This window comes from Deinococcus depolymerans (assembly GCF_039522025.1).
Classification (GTDB): domain Bacteria; phylum Deinococcota; class Deinococci; order Deinococcales; family Deinococcaceae; genus Deinococcus; species Deinococcus depolymerans.
Genome location: NZ_BAAADB010000029.1, coordinates 116,867 through 132,913 on the forward strand (window position 1 = coordinate 116,867; position 16,047 = coordinate 132,913).

At 72.5% G+C, this 16,047-nt stretch carries 14 protein-coding genes; 12 read left to right on the forward strand and 2 right to left on the reverse strand.

From position 1 onward, the window contains the following. The first annotated feature begins 29 nt into the window (after positions 1 to 29). From ABDZ66_RS13125 to ABDZ66_RS13150, 6 genes are all read left to right on the forward strand, one after another. Positions 30 to 1,967, forward strand: coding sequence for an N-acetylmuramoyl-L-alanine amidase family protein (locus ABDZ66_RS13125; RefSeq protein WP_343759707.1), 1,938 nt, complete (start codon positions 30 to 32; stop codon positions 1,965 to 1,967). A gap of 488 nt (positions 1,968 to 2,455) precedes the next feature. After that, positions 2,456 to 3,145, forward strand: a complete 690-nt coding sequence (locus ABDZ66_RS13130) for an SDR family oxidoreductase (RefSeq protein ID WP_343759710.1) — start codon at positions 2,456 to 2,458, stop codon at positions 3,143 to 3,145. An 11-nt stretch (positions 3,146 to 3,156) separates the two neighbouring features. Beyond that, complete coding sequence (locus ABDZ66_RS13135) at positions 3,157 to 4,176, forward strand: NAD(P)/FAD-dependent oxidoreductase (protein ID WP_425544434.1); 1,020 nt, start codon at positions 3,157 to 3,159, stop codon at positions 4,174 to 4,176. Positions 4,177 to 4,185: 9 nt separating this feature from the next. Further along, positions 4,186 to 4,815 carry an HAD family hydrolase gene (locus tag ABDZ66_RS13140; RefSeq protein WP_343759714.1) on the forward strand — a complete coding sequence of 210 codons (630 nt, stop codon included), beginning with the start codon at positions 4,186 to 4,188 and terminating at the stop codon, positions 4,813 to 4,815. 378 nt (positions 4,816 to 5,193) lie between these two features. Next, positions 5,194 to 7,689, forward strand: coding sequence for an ATP-dependent helicase HrpB (hrpB, locus tag ABDZ66_RS13145; RefSeq protein ID WP_343759716.1), 2,496 nt, complete (start codon positions 5,194 to 5,196; stop codon positions 7,687 to 7,689). Next, positions 7,686 to 8,429: a class I SAM-dependent methyltransferase gene (locus tag ABDZ66_RS13150; protein ID WP_343759718.1), complete on the forward strand. Its 744-nt coding sequence runs from the start codon at positions 7,686 to 7,688 to the stop codon at positions 8,427 to 8,429. Before hrpB ends, ABDZ66_RS13150 begins: the two co-directional genes overlap by 4 nt. A gap of 203 nt (positions 8,430 to 8,632) precedes the next feature. Here ABDZ66_RS13150 and ABDZ66_RS13155 read toward each other — a convergent pair whose 3' ends face one another. Next, the gene (locus tag ABDZ66_RS13155) at positions 8,633 to 9,265 is read right to left on the reverse strand and encodes a Rad52/Rad22 family DNA repair protein (RefSeq protein ID WP_343759720.1); all 633 of its coding nucleotides are present in this window, start codon (positions 9,263 to 9,265) and stop codon (positions 8,633 to 8,635) included. A 160-nt stretch (positions 9,266 to 9,425) separates the two neighbouring features. Between ABDZ66_RS13155 and hisB the strand changes: the two genes are divergently transcribed. The 3 genes from hisB (at position 9,426) to ABDZ66_RS13170 (ending at position 11,787) form a co-directional block, all read left to right on the forward strand. Beyond that, complete coding sequence (hisB, locus tag ABDZ66_RS13160; RefSeq protein ID WP_343759722.1) at positions 9,426 to 10,013, forward strand: imidazoleglycerol-phosphate dehydratase HisB; 588 nt, start codon at positions 9,426 to 9,428, stop codon at positions 10,011 to 10,013. Beyond that, positions 10,010 to 10,654, forward strand: a complete 645-nt coding sequence (hisH, locus tag ABDZ66_RS13165) for an imidazole glycerol phosphate synthase subunit HisH (protein ID WP_343759724.1) — start codon at positions 10,010 to 10,012, stop codon at positions 10,652 to 10,654. Before hisB ends, hisH begins: the two co-directional genes overlap by 4 nt. A gap of 92 nt (positions 10,655 to 10,746) precedes the next feature. Beyond that, positions 10,747 to 11,787, forward strand: coding sequence for a branched-chain amino acid aminotransferase (locus ABDZ66_RS13170; RefSeq protein ID WP_343759726.1), 1,041 nt, complete (start codon positions 10,747 to 10,749; stop codon positions 11,785 to 11,787). A gap of 56 nt (positions 11,788 to 11,843) precedes the next feature. Here the strand turns inward: ABDZ66_RS13170 and ABDZ66_RS13175 are convergent, their stop codons facing one another. Further along, complete coding sequence (locus ABDZ66_RS13175; RefSeq protein ID WP_343759728.1) at positions 11,844 to 12,698, reverse strand: hypothetical protein; 855 nt, start codon at positions 12,696 to 12,698, stop codon at positions 11,844 to 11,846. Positions 12,699 to 12,748: 50 nt separating this feature from the next. On the opposite strand from ABDZ66_RS13175, the gene ABDZ66_RS13180 reads away from it, so the two are divergent. From ABDZ66_RS13180 to ABDZ66_RS13190, 3 genes are all read left to right on the forward strand, one after another. Continuing rightward, a complete protein-coding gene (locus tag ABDZ66_RS13180; RefSeq protein WP_343759730.1) occupies positions 12,749 to 14,632 on the forward strand; it encodes a 1,4-alpha-glucan branching enzyme in 1,884 nt (627 codons plus the stop codon). Positions 14,633 to 14,639: 7 nt separating this feature from the next. Next, positions 14,640 to 14,942 carry a hypothetical protein gene (locus ABDZ66_RS13185; protein ID WP_343759734.1) on the forward strand — a complete coding sequence of 101 codons (303 nt, stop codon included), beginning with the start codon at positions 14,640 to 14,642 and terminating at the stop codon, positions 14,940 to 14,942. Positions 14,943 to 15,026: 84 nt separating this feature from the next. Next, on the forward strand, positions 15,027 to 16,028 hold the full coding sequence (locus ABDZ66_RS13190; protein ID WP_343759736.1) for an FAD:protein FMN transferase: 1,002 nt from the start codon (positions 15,027 to 15,029) through the stop codon (positions 16,026 to 16,028). The last annotated feature ends 19 nt before the right edge of the window (positions 16,029 to 16,047 follow it).

Consider the following 16,047-nt stretch of genomic DNA (forward strand, 5'->3'; position numbering starts at 1 on the left):
CCCCCGCCGGGCCGTGCTACACCCTGAAGATGCGCCCCACCCTGCCGCTGCTGGCCCTGATCGCCCTCCTGAGCGCCGGGACGCCGACCGGCCAGGCCGCCCCGCCCGCCCCGAACGGCGTGTTCGTCGCGTACCCCCCGGACGGCCACCGCGTGCCGTTCGACCACGTGATCCTCGAAGGCCGCGTGCCGCCCGGCTCGACGCTGAGCGTCTCCGGCCGCGCCGTCCCCACCGGCCCGGACGGACTGTTCATGGAATGGTGGCCGCTCAGAGGCGGCGTGAACACCCTCACCCTGACCGCCCGGCAGGGAGGCCGCGTCACCGGCAACCGCACCCTGCGCGTCACGCGCGCCGCCACGCCCATCCTGCCGACGCGGCCCACCCGCATCCTGCCCGGCAGTGTCACGCCCGCCCGGCCGGTCGAGTTCTGGGACGCACCCGGCGACACGCCCGCCGAACGCCGCGTGACCGTCAGCGTGCAGGGCAGCGCCGGAGCGCGCGCCAGCGTCCGCCTCGGCAGCGCCGCGCCCACCCCCATGCGCGAGGGACCGCCCGGCACGTACCGCGCCGACCTGCCCGTCCCCCCGGCCCCCCAGGCCAGCGCCCCCCTGACCGTCACCCTGACCGGCCCGGACGGCCGCACCGTCACCGCTGCCGCCCCCGGCCGCGTGACCGTGCAGAGCGGCGCCGCCCGCAGCGGCACCCAGCGCCCCGGACAGGTGCCGGGCCCCGGCCTGAACGCCAGCAGCACCGTCCTGACCACCCTGACCGGCCAGTCCCTGCTGTACCCCCGCACCGACATGACCTTCACCGTCGTCGGCCGGCAGGAAGGCGACCTGCGCGTGCGCCTGACTGGCGGCCAGAGCGCCCTGATCACCGCTACGCAACTCGACCTGGGCGCCCCCGGCAGCGCCCCCCTCGCCTGGACCGGCGGCCCCGTCCAGCTGGAACCCGACCGACTGGACGCCCCCACCCTGGCAGTCACGCCCGACCCCGGCCCCGCCACCCCGCCCGGCGTGAACGACCTGCCCGCCCTGCCCCCCACCGAGGCCGGGAACGCCACCCCCCCACCGGCAGCACCGACCGTCCAGGCACCCACCCCGGCCGACCCCACCCGCCTCACCCTCCTGATCCCCACCGGACCCGCCCGGCCCCCGTTCACCCTCGAACAGACCGACCCGCGCACCCTCACCCTCACCCTCTTCGGCCCGCCCACCACACCCCTCACCCCGCCCGACCCGCACCCCCTGCTGGCCCGCACCGACCTGCAAACCACCCCCGGCACCACCCGCCTCACCCTCACCCTGAACGCCCCCGTCTGGGGTTTCACCGCCGACCACGACGGCCCCCACCTGCGCCTGAACGTCCGCACGCCCCCCACCCCCGACCCCACCCGCCCCCTGCAGGGCCGCACCCTCACCCTCGACCCCGGCCACGGCGGCACCCAGAACGGCGGCGCCGGCAGCCTCGGCACCCCCGAAAAAGACCTCGTGCTGCCCATCACCCTCCGCGCCGCCGAACTCCTGCGTGCCCAGGGCGCCACCATCCACCTCACCCGCACCACCGACACCACCGTCGGCCTGTACGACCGCGGCCAGCTCGCCCACGACACAGGCAGCGACCTCCTCATCAGCGTCCACGCCAACGCCCTCCCCGACGGCCGCGACCCGCGCGGCATCCGCGGCCCCGAGATCTACTACACCCACCCCCAGGCCCACCCCCTCGCCGCCGCCCTCCTCGCCGCCCTCCGCGCCGGCCTCCCGGACCTCGGCCCCGGCGCCGGCCTGAAACCCGGCGCGGACCTCGCCCTCACCCGACCCACCAGCCAACCCAGCGTCCTGATCGAAACCGGGTACCTGACCGACCCCGGCAACCTGCGCCTGCTGAACAGCCCGGCCGGACAGGAACGGCTCGCTCAGGCCATCGCGGCGGGGGTTCTCGCGTACTACCGGGGGCTTGTGCGGTAAGGCTTGTTTGACTGCGCCTGCGGCGGGCTGCCCCACCCCCCAACCCCCATCCCCAGGGGGGCAACGTCTTCGCCGCGCAGGGCGGCCTGCGCGTTGACGCCAGATCTACACCCGCGCCTGGAACCTGGTAGCGGGGGAGCTTTCGTTGGCACTGGGCAGGTATTTCGCGGGCGTTCGTTGTGGGTGTCGGGCGGGTTCGGCCACGCCTCACACACCATCCTTCGCTCCCGCGCCGTGCGCCCCGCGCGCTACGCGCACGACGGGCCTGGTTGCCATGACGGTCGCATTCAAGGCTCCCCTTGAGGGGAGCTGTCAGCGAAGCTGACTGAGGGGTCCTGCGAAGCAGAGGGGTCCTGCGAAGCAGAGGGGTCCTGCGAAGCAGAGGGGTCCTGCGAAGCAGAGGGGTCCTGCGAAGCAGATGGGTCCCGCGAAGCAGGTGGGTTGCCCTTCCCACATCGCGCTGCTTCCTTCCCCCGTACCATCTGGTCATGAGTGTCGTTCGGCCGGTGACGTTGGTGACGGGAGCTGCGGGTGGGATTGGGGCGGCGTTGGCGCGGCGGTTGGCGTCTTCGCATGATCTGATCCTGTCGGGGCGGAATGTGGGGGCGCTGGAGGCCCTGTGTGCGGAGGTGGGGGGTGCGGCGCTGGTGCTGGACCTGACGCGCCCGGAATCGTTCGAGGACGCGCTGGCGGGGGTGGGGCGCGTGTCGAACGTGGTGCACAACGCGGGCGTGGTGGAACTGGGCGCGGTGGCGGAGCAGAAGCATGCGGTGTGGTCGCACACGCTGGCGGTGAACGTGGTCGCCCCGGCGGAGTTGACGCGGCTGCTGTTGCCGCGCGTGCGCGTCGAGCGGGGGTCGGTGGTGTTCGTGAACAGTGGTGCGGGCCTGCGCGCGAACGCGGGGTGGGGGAGTTACGCGGCCAGCAAGTTCGGCCTGAAGGCGCTGGCGGACGCCCTGCGGGAGGAGGAGGCGGGCGCCGGGGTGCGCGTGTCGAGCGTGTACCCGGGCCGCACGGCGACGCCCATGCAGGCGAAGGTGCGCGCTCAGGAGGGCGCGGCGTACACGCCGGAGGCGTTCATCGATCCGGATTCGGTGGCGGCCACCATCGAGTTCGTGCTGAACGCCCCGCGCGACGCGACGCTGCCGGACGTGAGCGTGCGCCCCGGCCCCCGCTGATGGGCACGCCGGTGGCGGACTTGCCGCCCCCCCGGGCAGGTCGGGTGCAGGCGGACCTGCTGGACGTGGTGATCGTCGGGGCAGGCCCGGCGGGCCTGAGTGCCGCGCTGACGCTGGGCCGCTCGCGGCGGCGGGTGCTGCTGCTGGACGGCGGCCCGCCCCGCAACGCGAGCGTGTCGGCCGGGCACGGACTCATCACGCGCGACGGGATGCACCCGGCGGACCTGAAAGCGCAGGCGCTGGCGGACCTCGCGCCGTACGACGTGACCGTCTGCGCCGACGGTGCGCGCGAGGTGCGCCGCGACCCCGACGGGGCGTTCGCCGTGCGGGTCGGTCAGGACTGGCACCGCACGCGCGTGCTGCTGTTCGCCACCGGCGTGCAGGACGTCCTGCCGGCCGTGCCGGGCCTGCGGGACCGCTGGGGGCAGGGTGTGTACCACTGTCCGTACTGCGACGGCTGGGAACACGAGGGCCGCGCGCTCGCCGTGTACGGCTGCGGCCAGAGCGCTCACCACCTGGCCCTGACGGTCCGGGCGTGGTCGGACCGCGTGACCCTGATCTGCGATGGCGACCCGGCCCTCACGCCCGAACAGACCCGCGATCTGCGCCGCGTCGGCGTCCGCATCCGCACGGAAGCTGTCCGTCACCTGCGCGGCGGTCCCCTCGAAGACCAGCCGGTGTGCGTCACCTTCCGGGGCGCGCCGCCCCTCCTGGTGGACGCCGTGTTCCTCGCGCCCGAACAGCAGCAGGGCAGCCACCTGCCCGCCTCGCTCGGCTGCCACCTGAGCGACCGGGGCCGCGTGCAGGTCGACGACCAGCAGGAAACCAGCGTCCCCGGCGTGTTCGCCGTGGGCGACATGACCGGCGCCCCGCAGTACGTGGTGCAGGCCGCCGCCGCTGGAATGCACGCCGCGCAGGTCATCAACACCCGCCTCATCCACGCGGCCGTGCATTCCCTGGGCGCCGCGTTCCACAAGACCCCCGATGACGGCGCAGAAGTGCCCCGCCCCCCCGAAGCCGACGATGAGTAGCATACTCGTGTGAGTATCCACGCCATCCTCTTCGACCTCGACGGCACCCTCCACGACCGCGCCGCCACCCTCCGCGCGTGGCTCGCCGAACACACCCGGCAGTTCAGCCTCCCCGACACCTACGCCCCCCGCTTCCTCGAACTCGAAGATCACGGCTACCGCCCCAAAGCCCAGGTCATCCCCCAGCTCGTGCAGGAACTCGGCCTCCCACACCACCCCCAGACCCTCCTCGACACCTACGCCCACCACGTCCGGCACGCCGTCCCCATGCCCCACGCGCACGCCGTCCTGCGCGAACTCCGCGCGCGGGGCGTCCGCACCGGCATCGTCACCAACGGCTGGGAAGACCTCCAGCGCACCTGCGCCGACCGCTGCGGCCTCACCGACCTGATCGACGACCTCGTCATCAGCCGAGCCGTCGGCCTCAGCAAACCCGACCCGGCCATCTACCGGCTCGCGCTGAACCACCTCGGCGTCAGCGCCCAGCACACATGGTTCGTGGGCGACTCGCCCCGCAACGACATCGCCGGGCCGCAGGCGGTGGGGCTGTGCGCCGCGTGGCTCCCCACCACGCACCCGCTTCAGGGCAAGGTTCCGGACGTGATTCTTCGGGATCTGCGGGATGTGCTGGGGTTGTAGGTGGTCTTTCCCCACCCCCCAGCCCCCTACCCCAGGGGGGCAGGGGGGGCTTACGTTGGCACTGGGCAGGTATTTCGCGGGCATTCATGGTGGGTATCGGGCGGGTTTGGCCACGCCTCACACGCCATCCTCTGCTGCGCAGCTCTGCGAGTCCGCCCCCGCGCCGTCCGCCCCGCGCGCTGCGCGCACGACGGGCCTCGTGGCGACGACGGTTAGGTCAGCCAGTCTCTAGGCTCCCCTTGAGGGGAGCTGTCGCCGCAGGCGACTGAGGGGTCCCCTGCGAAGCAGCTGTGTTCCGCTGTTCCGCTGCGAATCAGCCCGCCCTTCCCACGCTCCCTTCCCACGCTCGGTACCCTTGCGGCGCGTACCATCGGGGGTGTGAGTTCTTTCGTGTTGCCGATTGCGGAGGTGGTGCCTGCGGTGCGTGGGGCGCTGGCGGCGCATTCGTTGGTTGTGGTGCAGGCGCCTCCGGGGGCGGGGAAGAGTACGGGGTTGCCGCTGGAGTTGCTGGGCGAGCCGTGGTTGGCGGGGCGTGGGATCGTGATGCTGCAGCCGCGGCGGGTGGCGGCGCGGGCGGTGGCGGCGCGGCTGGCGGAGGGGCTGGGGGAGGAGGTCGGTGGGACGGTCGGGTACCGGGTGCGGTTCGATTCGCGGGTGTCGGCGGCGACGCGCCTGGAGGTCGTGACGGAGGGCATCCTGACGCGGCGGCTTCAGCGGGATCCGGAGCTGTCGGGGGTGGGGCTGGTGATCCTGGATGAGTTTCACGAGCGGAGCCTGAACGCGGATCTGGCGCTGGCGCTGCTGCGGGAGGTGCAGGGGGCGCTGCGGGATGATCTGCGGGTGCTGGTGATGAGTGCCACGCTGGACCCGGAGTTGCCGGGGCGGCTGGGGGCGCCGCTGGTCGAGAGTGCCGGGCGGGCGTTTCCGGTCGAGGTCCGCTACCTGCCCACGGATCCGGTGGGCCGGGTGGAGGATCTGGTGGCGCGGCAGGTGCGGGTGGCGCTGGAGTCGGAGCCGGGGGACGTGCTGGCGTTCCTGCCGGGCGTGCGCGAGATCCGCGCGGCGGCGGCGGCGCTGTCGGACGTGGACGCGGCCGTGCTGCCGCTGTACGGGGACCTGCCGGTGCGGGAGCAGGCGCGGGCGCTACGGCCCGATCCGGGGGGGCGGCGCAAGGTGGTGCTGGCGACCAGCATCGCGGAGACCTCGCTGACCATTGACGGGGTGCGGGTGGTCGTGGACGGCGGCCTGAGCCGCACGCAGCAGTTCGATCCGGCCAGTGGACTGTCGCGGATGGTGACGGGCCGGGTCACGCGGGACGCGGCGACGCAGCGGGCGGGCCGCGCGGGGCGCACCGCGCCGGGCGTCGCGTACCGCCTGTGGAGCGAGCGGACGCAGCCGCTGCTGCCGGCCGCGCGCCCGCCGGAGGTCATGGAGGCGGACCTCGCGCCGTTGACGCTGGAACTCGCGCAGTGGGGCGTGCCGGACCCGGCGGACCTGCACTGGCTGGACGTCCCCCCGGCCCGGCGCATCGAGACGGCGCGGGGCGTGCTGCGGGACCTGGGTGCGCTGGACGGGGCGGGCCGCGTGACGCCGGAGGGCGCGCGCCTGCTGGACTTCCCCACGCATCCGCGTCTGGCGCACCTGCTGACCGCGCCGGGCGACGCGGCGCTGGCGGCGGACGTGGCGGCGCTGCTGGAGGAACGCGACCCGCTCCCACCGGGGTCCGGGGCGGACCTGACCGAGCGTGTGGCGGCCCTGCGTGCGTGGCGGCGCGGGGAGCGCACGCCCGGTGACGTGGGCGTGCTGGAGCGGATCGAGCGGCTGTCCCGGCAGTGGCGGACCCTGCTGAAGGTCCGGCCGGACGACTCGGTGCCGGACGGGTTCGCGGTGGGCGCGCTGATCGTGCGGGCGTACCCGGAACGCGCCGCGCTGGCCCGCGAGGAGACCAGCGGTCTGCGCCGGGGCCGGTTCCTGCTGGCGGGCGGGCAGGGGGCCGCGCTGCCCGAGGGGGACGGTCTGGCGGGCGTGCGGGCGCTGGCGGTGGCGCACCTGGACGCCACTCCCATGAGTGCCGCGCAGGCCGAGGGTCGCGTGTTCCTGGCCGCGCCGCTGGACCCGGCCGCGCTGGACGCCGGGGCCGCGTGGGTGGACGCGGTGCGCTGGGACGCCCGCACCGGCACGCTGGTCGCGCAGCGTGAGCGGCGCTTCGGGGCGCTGATGCTTGAAGCCCGGCCCCTGCGTGACCTGCCCGCCGGGGCGCGGCTGGACGCGCTGGCCGGGGCGATCCGTGAGGAGGGCCTGCACCTGCTGACCTTCAGCGCCGAGGCGCAGGCGCTGCGGGACCGCGTGGAGTCCGTCCGGGCGTGGCGGCCCGACGAGACCGACTGGCCGGACCTGAGTGACGCCGCGCTGCTGGAGACCCTGGAGGACTGGCTGGGACCGCACCTGGGCGCGGCCCGCTCGCGGGAGGACCTGGGCCGCCTGAACCTCCTGCCGGCCGTGCAGGCGCGGCTGCCCTGGCCGCTCCCGGCCCGGCTGGACGAACTGGCCCCCACGCACCTGACGGTGCCCACCGGCAGCCGCATCCGGCTGACGTACCGCCCCGGCGAGGCCCCGATCCTGGCCGTGAAGTTGCAGGAACTGTTCGGGCTGGCCGACACGCCCGCCGTGAACGGGGGCCGCACGCCCGTCCTGCTGCACCTGCTGTCCCCGGCGGGGCGGCCCGTGCAGGTCACGCAGGACCTGCGTTCCTTCTGGAATTCCTCGTATTTCGAGGTGCGTAAGGACCTGCGCGGCCGTTACCCCAGGCACCCCTGGCCCGACGATCCCTGGACGCACGCCCCCATGAAGGGCACCAAGAAACGGGGCGTGTGACGGACGCGCGCCGGGACGACCTGATCGCCGCGCTGTACGGCCCGGTCGGCTGGCCGCGCGCCCGGCAGATTGCGCGCAGACTGCGGCCGTATGTGCCCGCTGGCAGCACCCTGCTGGACCTGGGGGCGGGGACCGGCCACACCGGGGCACTCCTGGCCCGGCAGGGCTGGGCGGTGACGCTGGCGGACGTGCCGCCGCATCCCGGCGCGTGGGGGCAGCGCCTGATCGCGCACCCCTGCGCCCGCACGCTCGCGCGGCGCGGCGGCCTGAGCCGCGTGCTGTGCCGGGGCCGCCTGCCGTTCCCGGATGGTCAGTTCGGCGTGACGCTGCTGGCGTTCGTGCTGCACCACTGCCCGGACCCGCTGGCCGTGCTGCGCGAGGCGGCGCGCGTGTCGGGCCGCGTGATCGTCATCGAGGACCTGGAGGAGGGTGGGCGCAGGCCGGGCCGCGCCGGACAGTGGCTGGACGCCCTGCTGAACCTGGAGGCCGGGCATCCGCACGCGCACCGCTCGCAGGCCGACTGGCACGCCCTGTTCCACGCCACCGGATTGCAGGTGCACGCGCAGGCGCACTGGACGACCCGCCCGCTGGGTATCCGCACCGGGCACACGCTGTTCGACCTGCGCCCGGCAGGGGAGAGCCGGGCAGCAGAGAGCCCGCCGGGAGAGGCGGGCGGGGGCTCATACGGACTCCGATTGAATGGACTGCAAAGACCATTCAATCCGAGCGGATGCGAGTAGGAGCTGGGCGGGTTCCGGACGTGGAGTTGACGACCCGGTGCCGTTCCGGGTTGTCAACGAAACAAACGGAATCCGTATCATAGGGGTTGTCTACAGCAGGCGGGCGAGGGTGCCGCCCAGCAGCATCAGCAGGAGCAGGGCCAGGGTCACGGTCAGGAGGCGGCCGGGCTGCGTGTGGGCAGACTCGTCCCGGTCGCGGCGGATCACGCGGCCCGTCCGGCGTGCGGTCCGCCGGGCTGATTGTGGGGGGGGTCGTGCGGGGTGGGGTGCAGGCTGCCCAGCGCGGCTTTCAGGTGGCGGTACACCTCGCGCTGCAGGTCGAGGTCCTCGGGCAGTTCGTAGCGCAGCTGGTCCATGGCCTGCATCAGGTGCGCGCCGCCGGGGGTGCGTTCGTGGTCGGGGCGGGCCCAGTCCGGGAGTTCCGGGGTGTGGGTGGGCTGGCGTTTGGTGTCGTCCCAGTCGCTCCAGGTGCGGGGCAGGTCGTACAGGTAACGGCCGATGCCGAAGTGCACGGCGCAGCGTTTCAGGGCGTCGCTGGCGGCGGCTTTCAGGGTGCTCAGGTCGCCGTCCGGGGCCTGTCCGATGTCCTCGCGGCTGACGCCCAGGACGGTCAGGCGGCCCTTGACGGTGGGGACGGGCGTGCCGGGGATGACTTCCACGCTGAATTCCCAGTGGTCGGGGCAGATGGCGTCCAGGCGGTCCTGGACGGCGCGGGCGTCGATGTGGGCCAGCAGCAGGGCGCGGCTGCGGTCCTTGCTGATGGCGACGGCTTTCCACGCCACCATGTGAGCGGGAAACGGGGACTGGAGTCGTTTCTGAACATCGCTCAGTTTCATGGATTTAGTCTATAACAGAATGCAATTACGGTCAAGACAGAATGACCGGGTGTCCGGAACGCACGCCCCACCCACCACCGCCCCCACGCCCTGCCCCCCGCGCCCCCTTCCATCGACAACCCCACACTCCTGGCCCGCCGCGCCCTCTACCATGCGTGGCATGAGTCGCGCGGCCACCGTCACCCGAACCACCAGCGAAACCGACATCACCGTCACGCTGGACCTGGACACCCCCACCTACCAGCCCCCGCACACCGGGCACGGCTTCCTGGACCACATGCTCGACGCACTGGCCCGCCACGCCCGCATCGGCCTGAGCGTCCGCGCGACCGGCGACCTGCACATCGAACCGCACCACCTGATCGAGGACACCGGCATCACCCTCGGGCAGGCCCTCACCCAGGCCCTCGGGGACCGCCGGGGCATCGAACGCTACGGCAGCGCCTTCGTGCCCATGGACGAGACCCTGGCGCACGTCGTGCTGGACCTGTCGGGCCGCGCGCACCTCGCCTTCGAACCCGAGACCCTGAACGTCTGGGGCGACGCGGGCGGCATGACCCACTACCACCTGCGCGAATTCCTGCGCGGACTGTGCAACCACGCGGGCATCACCATGCACGTCCGGCTCCTCGCGGGCCGCGAGGCCCACCACGTCATCGAGGCCATCGTGAAGGCCGTCGCCCGCGCCCTGCGGGACGCCGTGCAGGTCACCTCGCAGACCATGCCCAGCACCAAGGGCAGCCTGTGAGCTTCCCCACCACCGAACGCCCGGAAGTCCTGCTGCTCGACTACGGCGCAGGCAACGTCCGCAGCGCCGCCAAGGCCCTGGAACGCGCCGGCATGACCGTGCGCGTCAGCAGCGACCCCGCCGATGTGCCCGGTGCACGCGCGCTGGTCGTGCCTGGCCAGGGGCACTTCCGGCAGGTCATGGACGCCTTCGACCGCAGCGGCTTCCGCCAGCCCGTCCTGAACGCCGCCCGGGGCGGCACGCCCATCCTGGGCATCTGCGTGGGCATGCAGATGCTCCTCGAAGGCAGCGAGGAGGCGCCGGGCGTCCAGGGCCTGGGCCTGATTCCCGGCACCGTCCTGCGCTTCCCCAGTGACCCGCAGCGCAAGGTGCCGCAGATGGGCTGGAACAGCCTGGACAAGGTCGGGGACAGCCCCCTGCTGGCGGACCTCGCCTGCCCCGCCTACGCGTACTTCGTGCACTCGTACTACGTGCCCCTGACCGTCGAGGTCGACGCCGGGGCACTCACCGAGTACGGCGTGCCCTTCTGGGCAGCGCTCAGCCACGGCAACCTGCACGCCACGCAGTTCCACCCGGAAAAGAGCGGCGCCGTGGGCCTCGCCATCCTCGAACGCTTCCGCCGCAACGTCCTTGAAGGTTGATGGTCAAAAGTTAATGGGCAAGGGTGGGCGCCGTCCCGCCATCCGCAACGGGCAATAGACCGGCGGGGCACGCCTGAGCCACAATGAACGGCATGACGACCCAGACCCCCCGCCCGCCCGTGGACCTCGACTGGAACACGCTGGGATTCAGTTACATCCGCACCGACGAACGCTACCTCTCGCACTGGCGGGACGGCGCGTGGGACCAGGGCAGCCTGACCCTCGACAACGTCCTGCACATCAGTGAGGGCAGCACCGCCCTGCACTACGGCCAGCAGTGCTTCGAGGGACTCAAGGCGTACCGCGCCGCCGACGGCAGCATCAACCTGTTCCGCCCGGACCAGAACGCCGCGCGCATGCAGGCCAGCTGCCGCCGCGTCCTGATGCCCGAGGTCAGCACCGAGCAGTTCATCGACGCCTGCCGTCAGGTCGTGAAGGCCAACGAACACTGGATTCCCCCCTACGGCACCGGCGGCGCGCTGTACCTGCGTCCCTACGTGATCGGCGTGGGCGACAACATCGGCGTGCGCACCGCCCCGGAATTCATCTTCGGGGTGTTCGCCATTCCCGTCGGCGCGTACTTCAAGGGCGGCCTGACCCCGCACAACTTCATCACGTCCGGCATGGACCGCGCCGCGCCGCACGGCACCGGGGCCGCCAAGGTCGGCGGGAACTACGCCGCCAGCCTCCTGCCCGGCGCGCAGGCCAAGGACCGCCACTTCGCGGACGCCATCTACCTTGACCCCGCCACGCACACCAAGATCGAGGAGGTCGGCGCCGCGAACTTCTTCGCCATCACGAAAGACGGCCAGACGTTCATCACGCCCAAGTCCCCCAGCATCCTGCCCAGCATCACCAAGTACAGCCTGCTGCACATCGCCGAGCACCGCCTGGGCCTGAACGTCGTCGAGGGCGACGTGTTCATCGACCACCTCGACGAGTACGCCGAGGCCGGCGCGTGCGGCACCGCCGCCGTCATCACGCCCATCGGCGGCATCCAGCACGGCGACACCTTCCACGTGTTCCACAGCGAGACCGAGGTCGGTCCCGTCACCCGCCGCCTGTACGACGAACTGGTCGGCATCCAGTACGGCGACCGCGAGGCCCCGGAAGGCTGGATCGTCAAGGTGTAACGGCACCGGAGGCGGGGGGCGGGTTCGCAGTGCGCGGGCCGCCTCCCGCTTCCTGCCTACCGCGAGAGGTAGATGGGGGTGACGGTCACGGCTTGCAGGCCCAGATCTGTGTCCATCAGTGTTTCTGCGGGCGTATCGCCCCAGGCCTGCATGATCAGTTGCCGCACTCCTCGCAGGCGGGCGGCGTCGCAGGTGGCGCGCAGCAGCGCGTGCCGTAGCGCGGTGTGCCGCAAGTCAGGGTGAATGCCGGGGCTGCCGATTGTCAGGGTGTCGCCGTCCAGCCACGCGCGGCAGATGCCGACGCCACGACCGGTCCTGTCCAGCGCGATGTGCCCCACGCGGTCGTCGGCTCCGTGGGCGCCCGGAACGATGTCGGTGTCGCTGACCAGCGTGTGACCCAGGCGGTCGGCGTATGTGCCCTGCGCCTCCCACCGGACGGTCAGGTCAGGTGCGTCTGCCAGCGGCAGGATGCGCACCCCCGCCGGGACTGAGATTTCCGGGGTGGGCAGGGGTCCGTGCCACTCCGTGTACTGCCCCGCGTGCTCCCAGCCGAGCGTCCGCAGGGTGTCGCCGGGCAGCAGGGCGTCGTCCGCGTAGGCACTCAGGGGTGTGCCGGACGCCGAAGCGGCGCGCAGCAGGGCGGCCGCGACCTCTGCCTGCTGCGGGCCGGGCCGGGCGCCACCCAGCACCTCCAGGTCCGCGCGGGGGGTTCGGCGCAGCGCGATCACGCCTGCGTCATCGGCCACCCACGCGGCCGTGAGCTGCGGCAGCAGGGGGCGCAGGTCGTCGGCGCCGCACCCCAGCAGGTCGGCCAGGGCCGGGAGGGCCGCGTCGGGCGGGGCAGCATACGGGTCGAGTGTCGGTGACCAGGGCGCACCTGCCCCCCTGGCACTCTCTGACCGTTCCTTCATGTTCATGTCTGGGCGGCGGGTGGGGCGTGGGGCGCGGCTACACTCGGGGCATGAGTGAAGCGCTTCCGCTGGACCATGGTCACCTTCAGAAGCTCGTCACGGCGGATCTGGTGCGGCCCGATCACCTGCTGGGCGCGCACCCCGTGACCGAGAACGGCGTGGAGGGCGTGCGCTTCGGCGTGTGGGCCCCGAACGCGCATCACGTGAGCGTGGTGGGCGACTTCAACGGCTTCAACGGCTTCGACAACCCCATGCAGCGCCTGGACTTCGGGTTCTGGGGCGCGTTCGTTCCGTCGGCGCGCAACGGGCAGCGGTACAAGTTCCGCATCACCGGCCCGGACGGCCGCACCGAGGACAAGATGGACCCGTACGGGTCGTTCTTCGAGGTGCGCCCGGCGACGGCCAGCATCGTGTGGGAGCAGCCGTTCGACTGGACGGACGGCGGGTGGATGGCGGGGCGCAGCGCGGGCCTGGATCAGGCGGTCAGCGTGTACGAGGTGCACCTGCCGTCCTGGGCGCGGCGCGAGGACGGCTGGTTCCTGAATTACCGTGATCTGGCGCACCGGCTGGGCGAGTACGTGACGTTCATGGGGTACACGCACGTGGAGCTGCTGGGCGTCATGGAGCACCCCTTCGACGGGTCGTGGGGGTATCAGGTGACCGGGTACTACGCGCCCACGAGCCGCATGGGCAGCCCGGAGGACTTCAAGTACCTCGTGAACCACCTGCACGCGCTGGGCGTGGGCGTGATCCTGGACTGGGTGCCGGGGCACTTCCCGACCGATCCGGCGGGCCTGGGCCGGTTCGACGGCACGCCCCTGTTCGAGTATGCCGACCCGCGCAAGGGCTACCACCAGGACTGGAACACGTACATCTTCGATTACGGCCGCAACGAGGTCGTGATGTTCCTGATCGGGTCGGCCCTCAAGTGGCTGCAGGACTTCCATGTGGACGGCCTGCGCGTGGACGCCGTGGCGAGCATGCTGTACCTGGACTTCTCGCGGACCGAGTGGATTCCGAACGTGCACGGGGGCCGCGAGAACCTGGAAGCCATCGCGTTCCTCAAGCGCCTGAACGAGGTCGTGCATCACATGGCGCCGGGCTGCATGATCGTGGCCGAGGAGAGCACCTCGTTCCCCGGCGTGACCACCCCCAGCCCGCACGGCCTGGGCTTCGATTACAAGTGGGCGATGGGCTGGATGAACGACACCCTGCGGTACTTCGAGGAGGACCCGCTGTGGCGCCGCTACCACCACCACGCGCTGACGTTCTTCAACGCGTACCGCACCAGCGAGAACTACGTGCTGGCCATCAGCCACGACGAGGTCGTGCACCTGAAGAAGAGCATGGTCATGAAGATGCCCGGCGACTGGTACGCGCAGCGCGCCGGGTACCGCGCGTTCCTGACGCTGATGTGGGCCACGCCCGGCAAGAAGCTGCTGTTCATGGGGCAGGAGTTCGCGCAGCCCACCGAGTGGAACCACGATCAGGCGCTGCCGCTGCACCTGGCGGACCAGCCGGACCACCGGGGCGTGCTGGAACTGGTGCGGGACCTGAACGGCCTGTACCGGGGCCGCCCGGACTGGCACGTGGCCGACACCCGCGACGAGGGCCTGCAGTGGATCAGCGCGGACGACGTGGAACACAGCGTGTACGCCTTCCTGCGGCGCGACCCGGTGGGCGGCGCGTGGAGTCTGGTCGTGGCGAACCTGACGCCCGTGTACCGGGACATCTACCCGGTGGGCGTGCCGGTGGGCGGCGAGTACCGGGTGCTGCTGTCCACCGACGACGGCCGGTACGGCGGGTTCGGCACGCAGCAGCCGGACCTGACCGCCCACGCGGAAGGCTGGAACGGGCAGCCGCACCACCTGCGGCTGAACCTGCCGCCGAACAGCGTGCTGGTGCTCGCGCCGGCCGGGGCGGGTCTGCTCTAATGCGGCGGTGACGGATTCTTCTTCTTCCGGTGCCGGTGGTCCGGGCCCGCAGCGGCCGGCGCCCGACGCGCTGACAACCGCGAGCTTCGCACTGCTGGCCGTGCTGGCGGGGCTGCTGCTGTGGCCGCTGCTCAGTGGCGGCCCGGCCCCCAGTCCGTACCTGGTCGCGGGGTTGCTGGTGGTGCGGCTGGGCCTTCAGTTCCTGCGGTCGCGGCGGGACGAGCGGTTGCGGCGGCCCGCGAGCTGGGCGCTGGACATCCTGCTGATCGCGCTGATCTTCTACTCGGCCAGCAACCAGCCGCCCGCCTGAGCGGCGCCGGGTGCGGCCCCCCCGATACGTGACCGATGGGGGGGCACCCATTCTTTAACCCGGTTCAAGGTTTTTCAGGGCAGAATGACCGGCGTGACCCTGAAAACCCTGCTGAACGCCGCGCGACCCACCTACCGGCTGAGCAGCACCTACGAACGCATGCTCGGCACCGAGGTCGAACTGCAGGTCGTCGCCCGTACCCGCGCCCACGCGGAACACGCCGAGGACGCGGCCCTGAGCGAGATCGAGCGGCTGACCCGCGTGTTCAACCGGTTCGACCCGACGAGTGAACTCAGCCGCTGGCAGCAGCGGGGCGGCACGCACGTGCCCCTGAGCCTCGACCTGCTGCATGTCCTGAGACTCGCGGACCACTGGCGCGCCCTGAGCGGCGGGGCGTTCCACCCGGGCGCGGACGCGTTCGGGCAGCTGTGGCGGCAGGCGGCCGACGCGGGACAACAGCCCACGCCAGGTGCGCTGGCCCGGCAGGTCAGCGCCCTGCGCGCCGAACCGTGGACGCTGCACGCCGACGGCAGCGCCACCCTGCACGCCCGCTACCCCATCGGCCTGAATGCCATCGCCAAGGGGTACATCGTGGACTGCGCCGCCACCGTCGCCTCCCGTTACCCCGGTGTCCGCAGCGTCCTCGTGAACGCGGGCGGGGACCTGCGCGTGATCGGCGGGGCGGGCGTGCAGGTGCGCGTGGCGGACCCCTTCACCGCGCGGGACGACGCGCCCCCGCTGGCGCAGGTGCGGGTGCGGGGCGCGGCCCTGGCGACCAGCGGGTCCGCGCACCGGGGCCTGCGCATCGGGGAACGCTGGTACTCGCACGTGATCGATCCGCGCACGGGCGCCCCCGTGCAGGACACGCCGGGCGTGACCGTCACCGCGCCCGAGTGCGCCGCGGCCGACGCGCTCGCCACCGCCCTGAGCGTCCTGGCGCCCTGCGCCGCGCTGGCCCTGGTGAACGACCTGCCCGGCTGCGAGGCGCTGATCGTGACCAGGGACGGCCAGAAGCTGAGCAGTGACGGCTGGCGCGGCCGTCCCGCTGCCATGCGGCCGGCGTGGCCCGCCCCCGCCCTCCGCTGACCGCGCGGCCGGCCCGCTC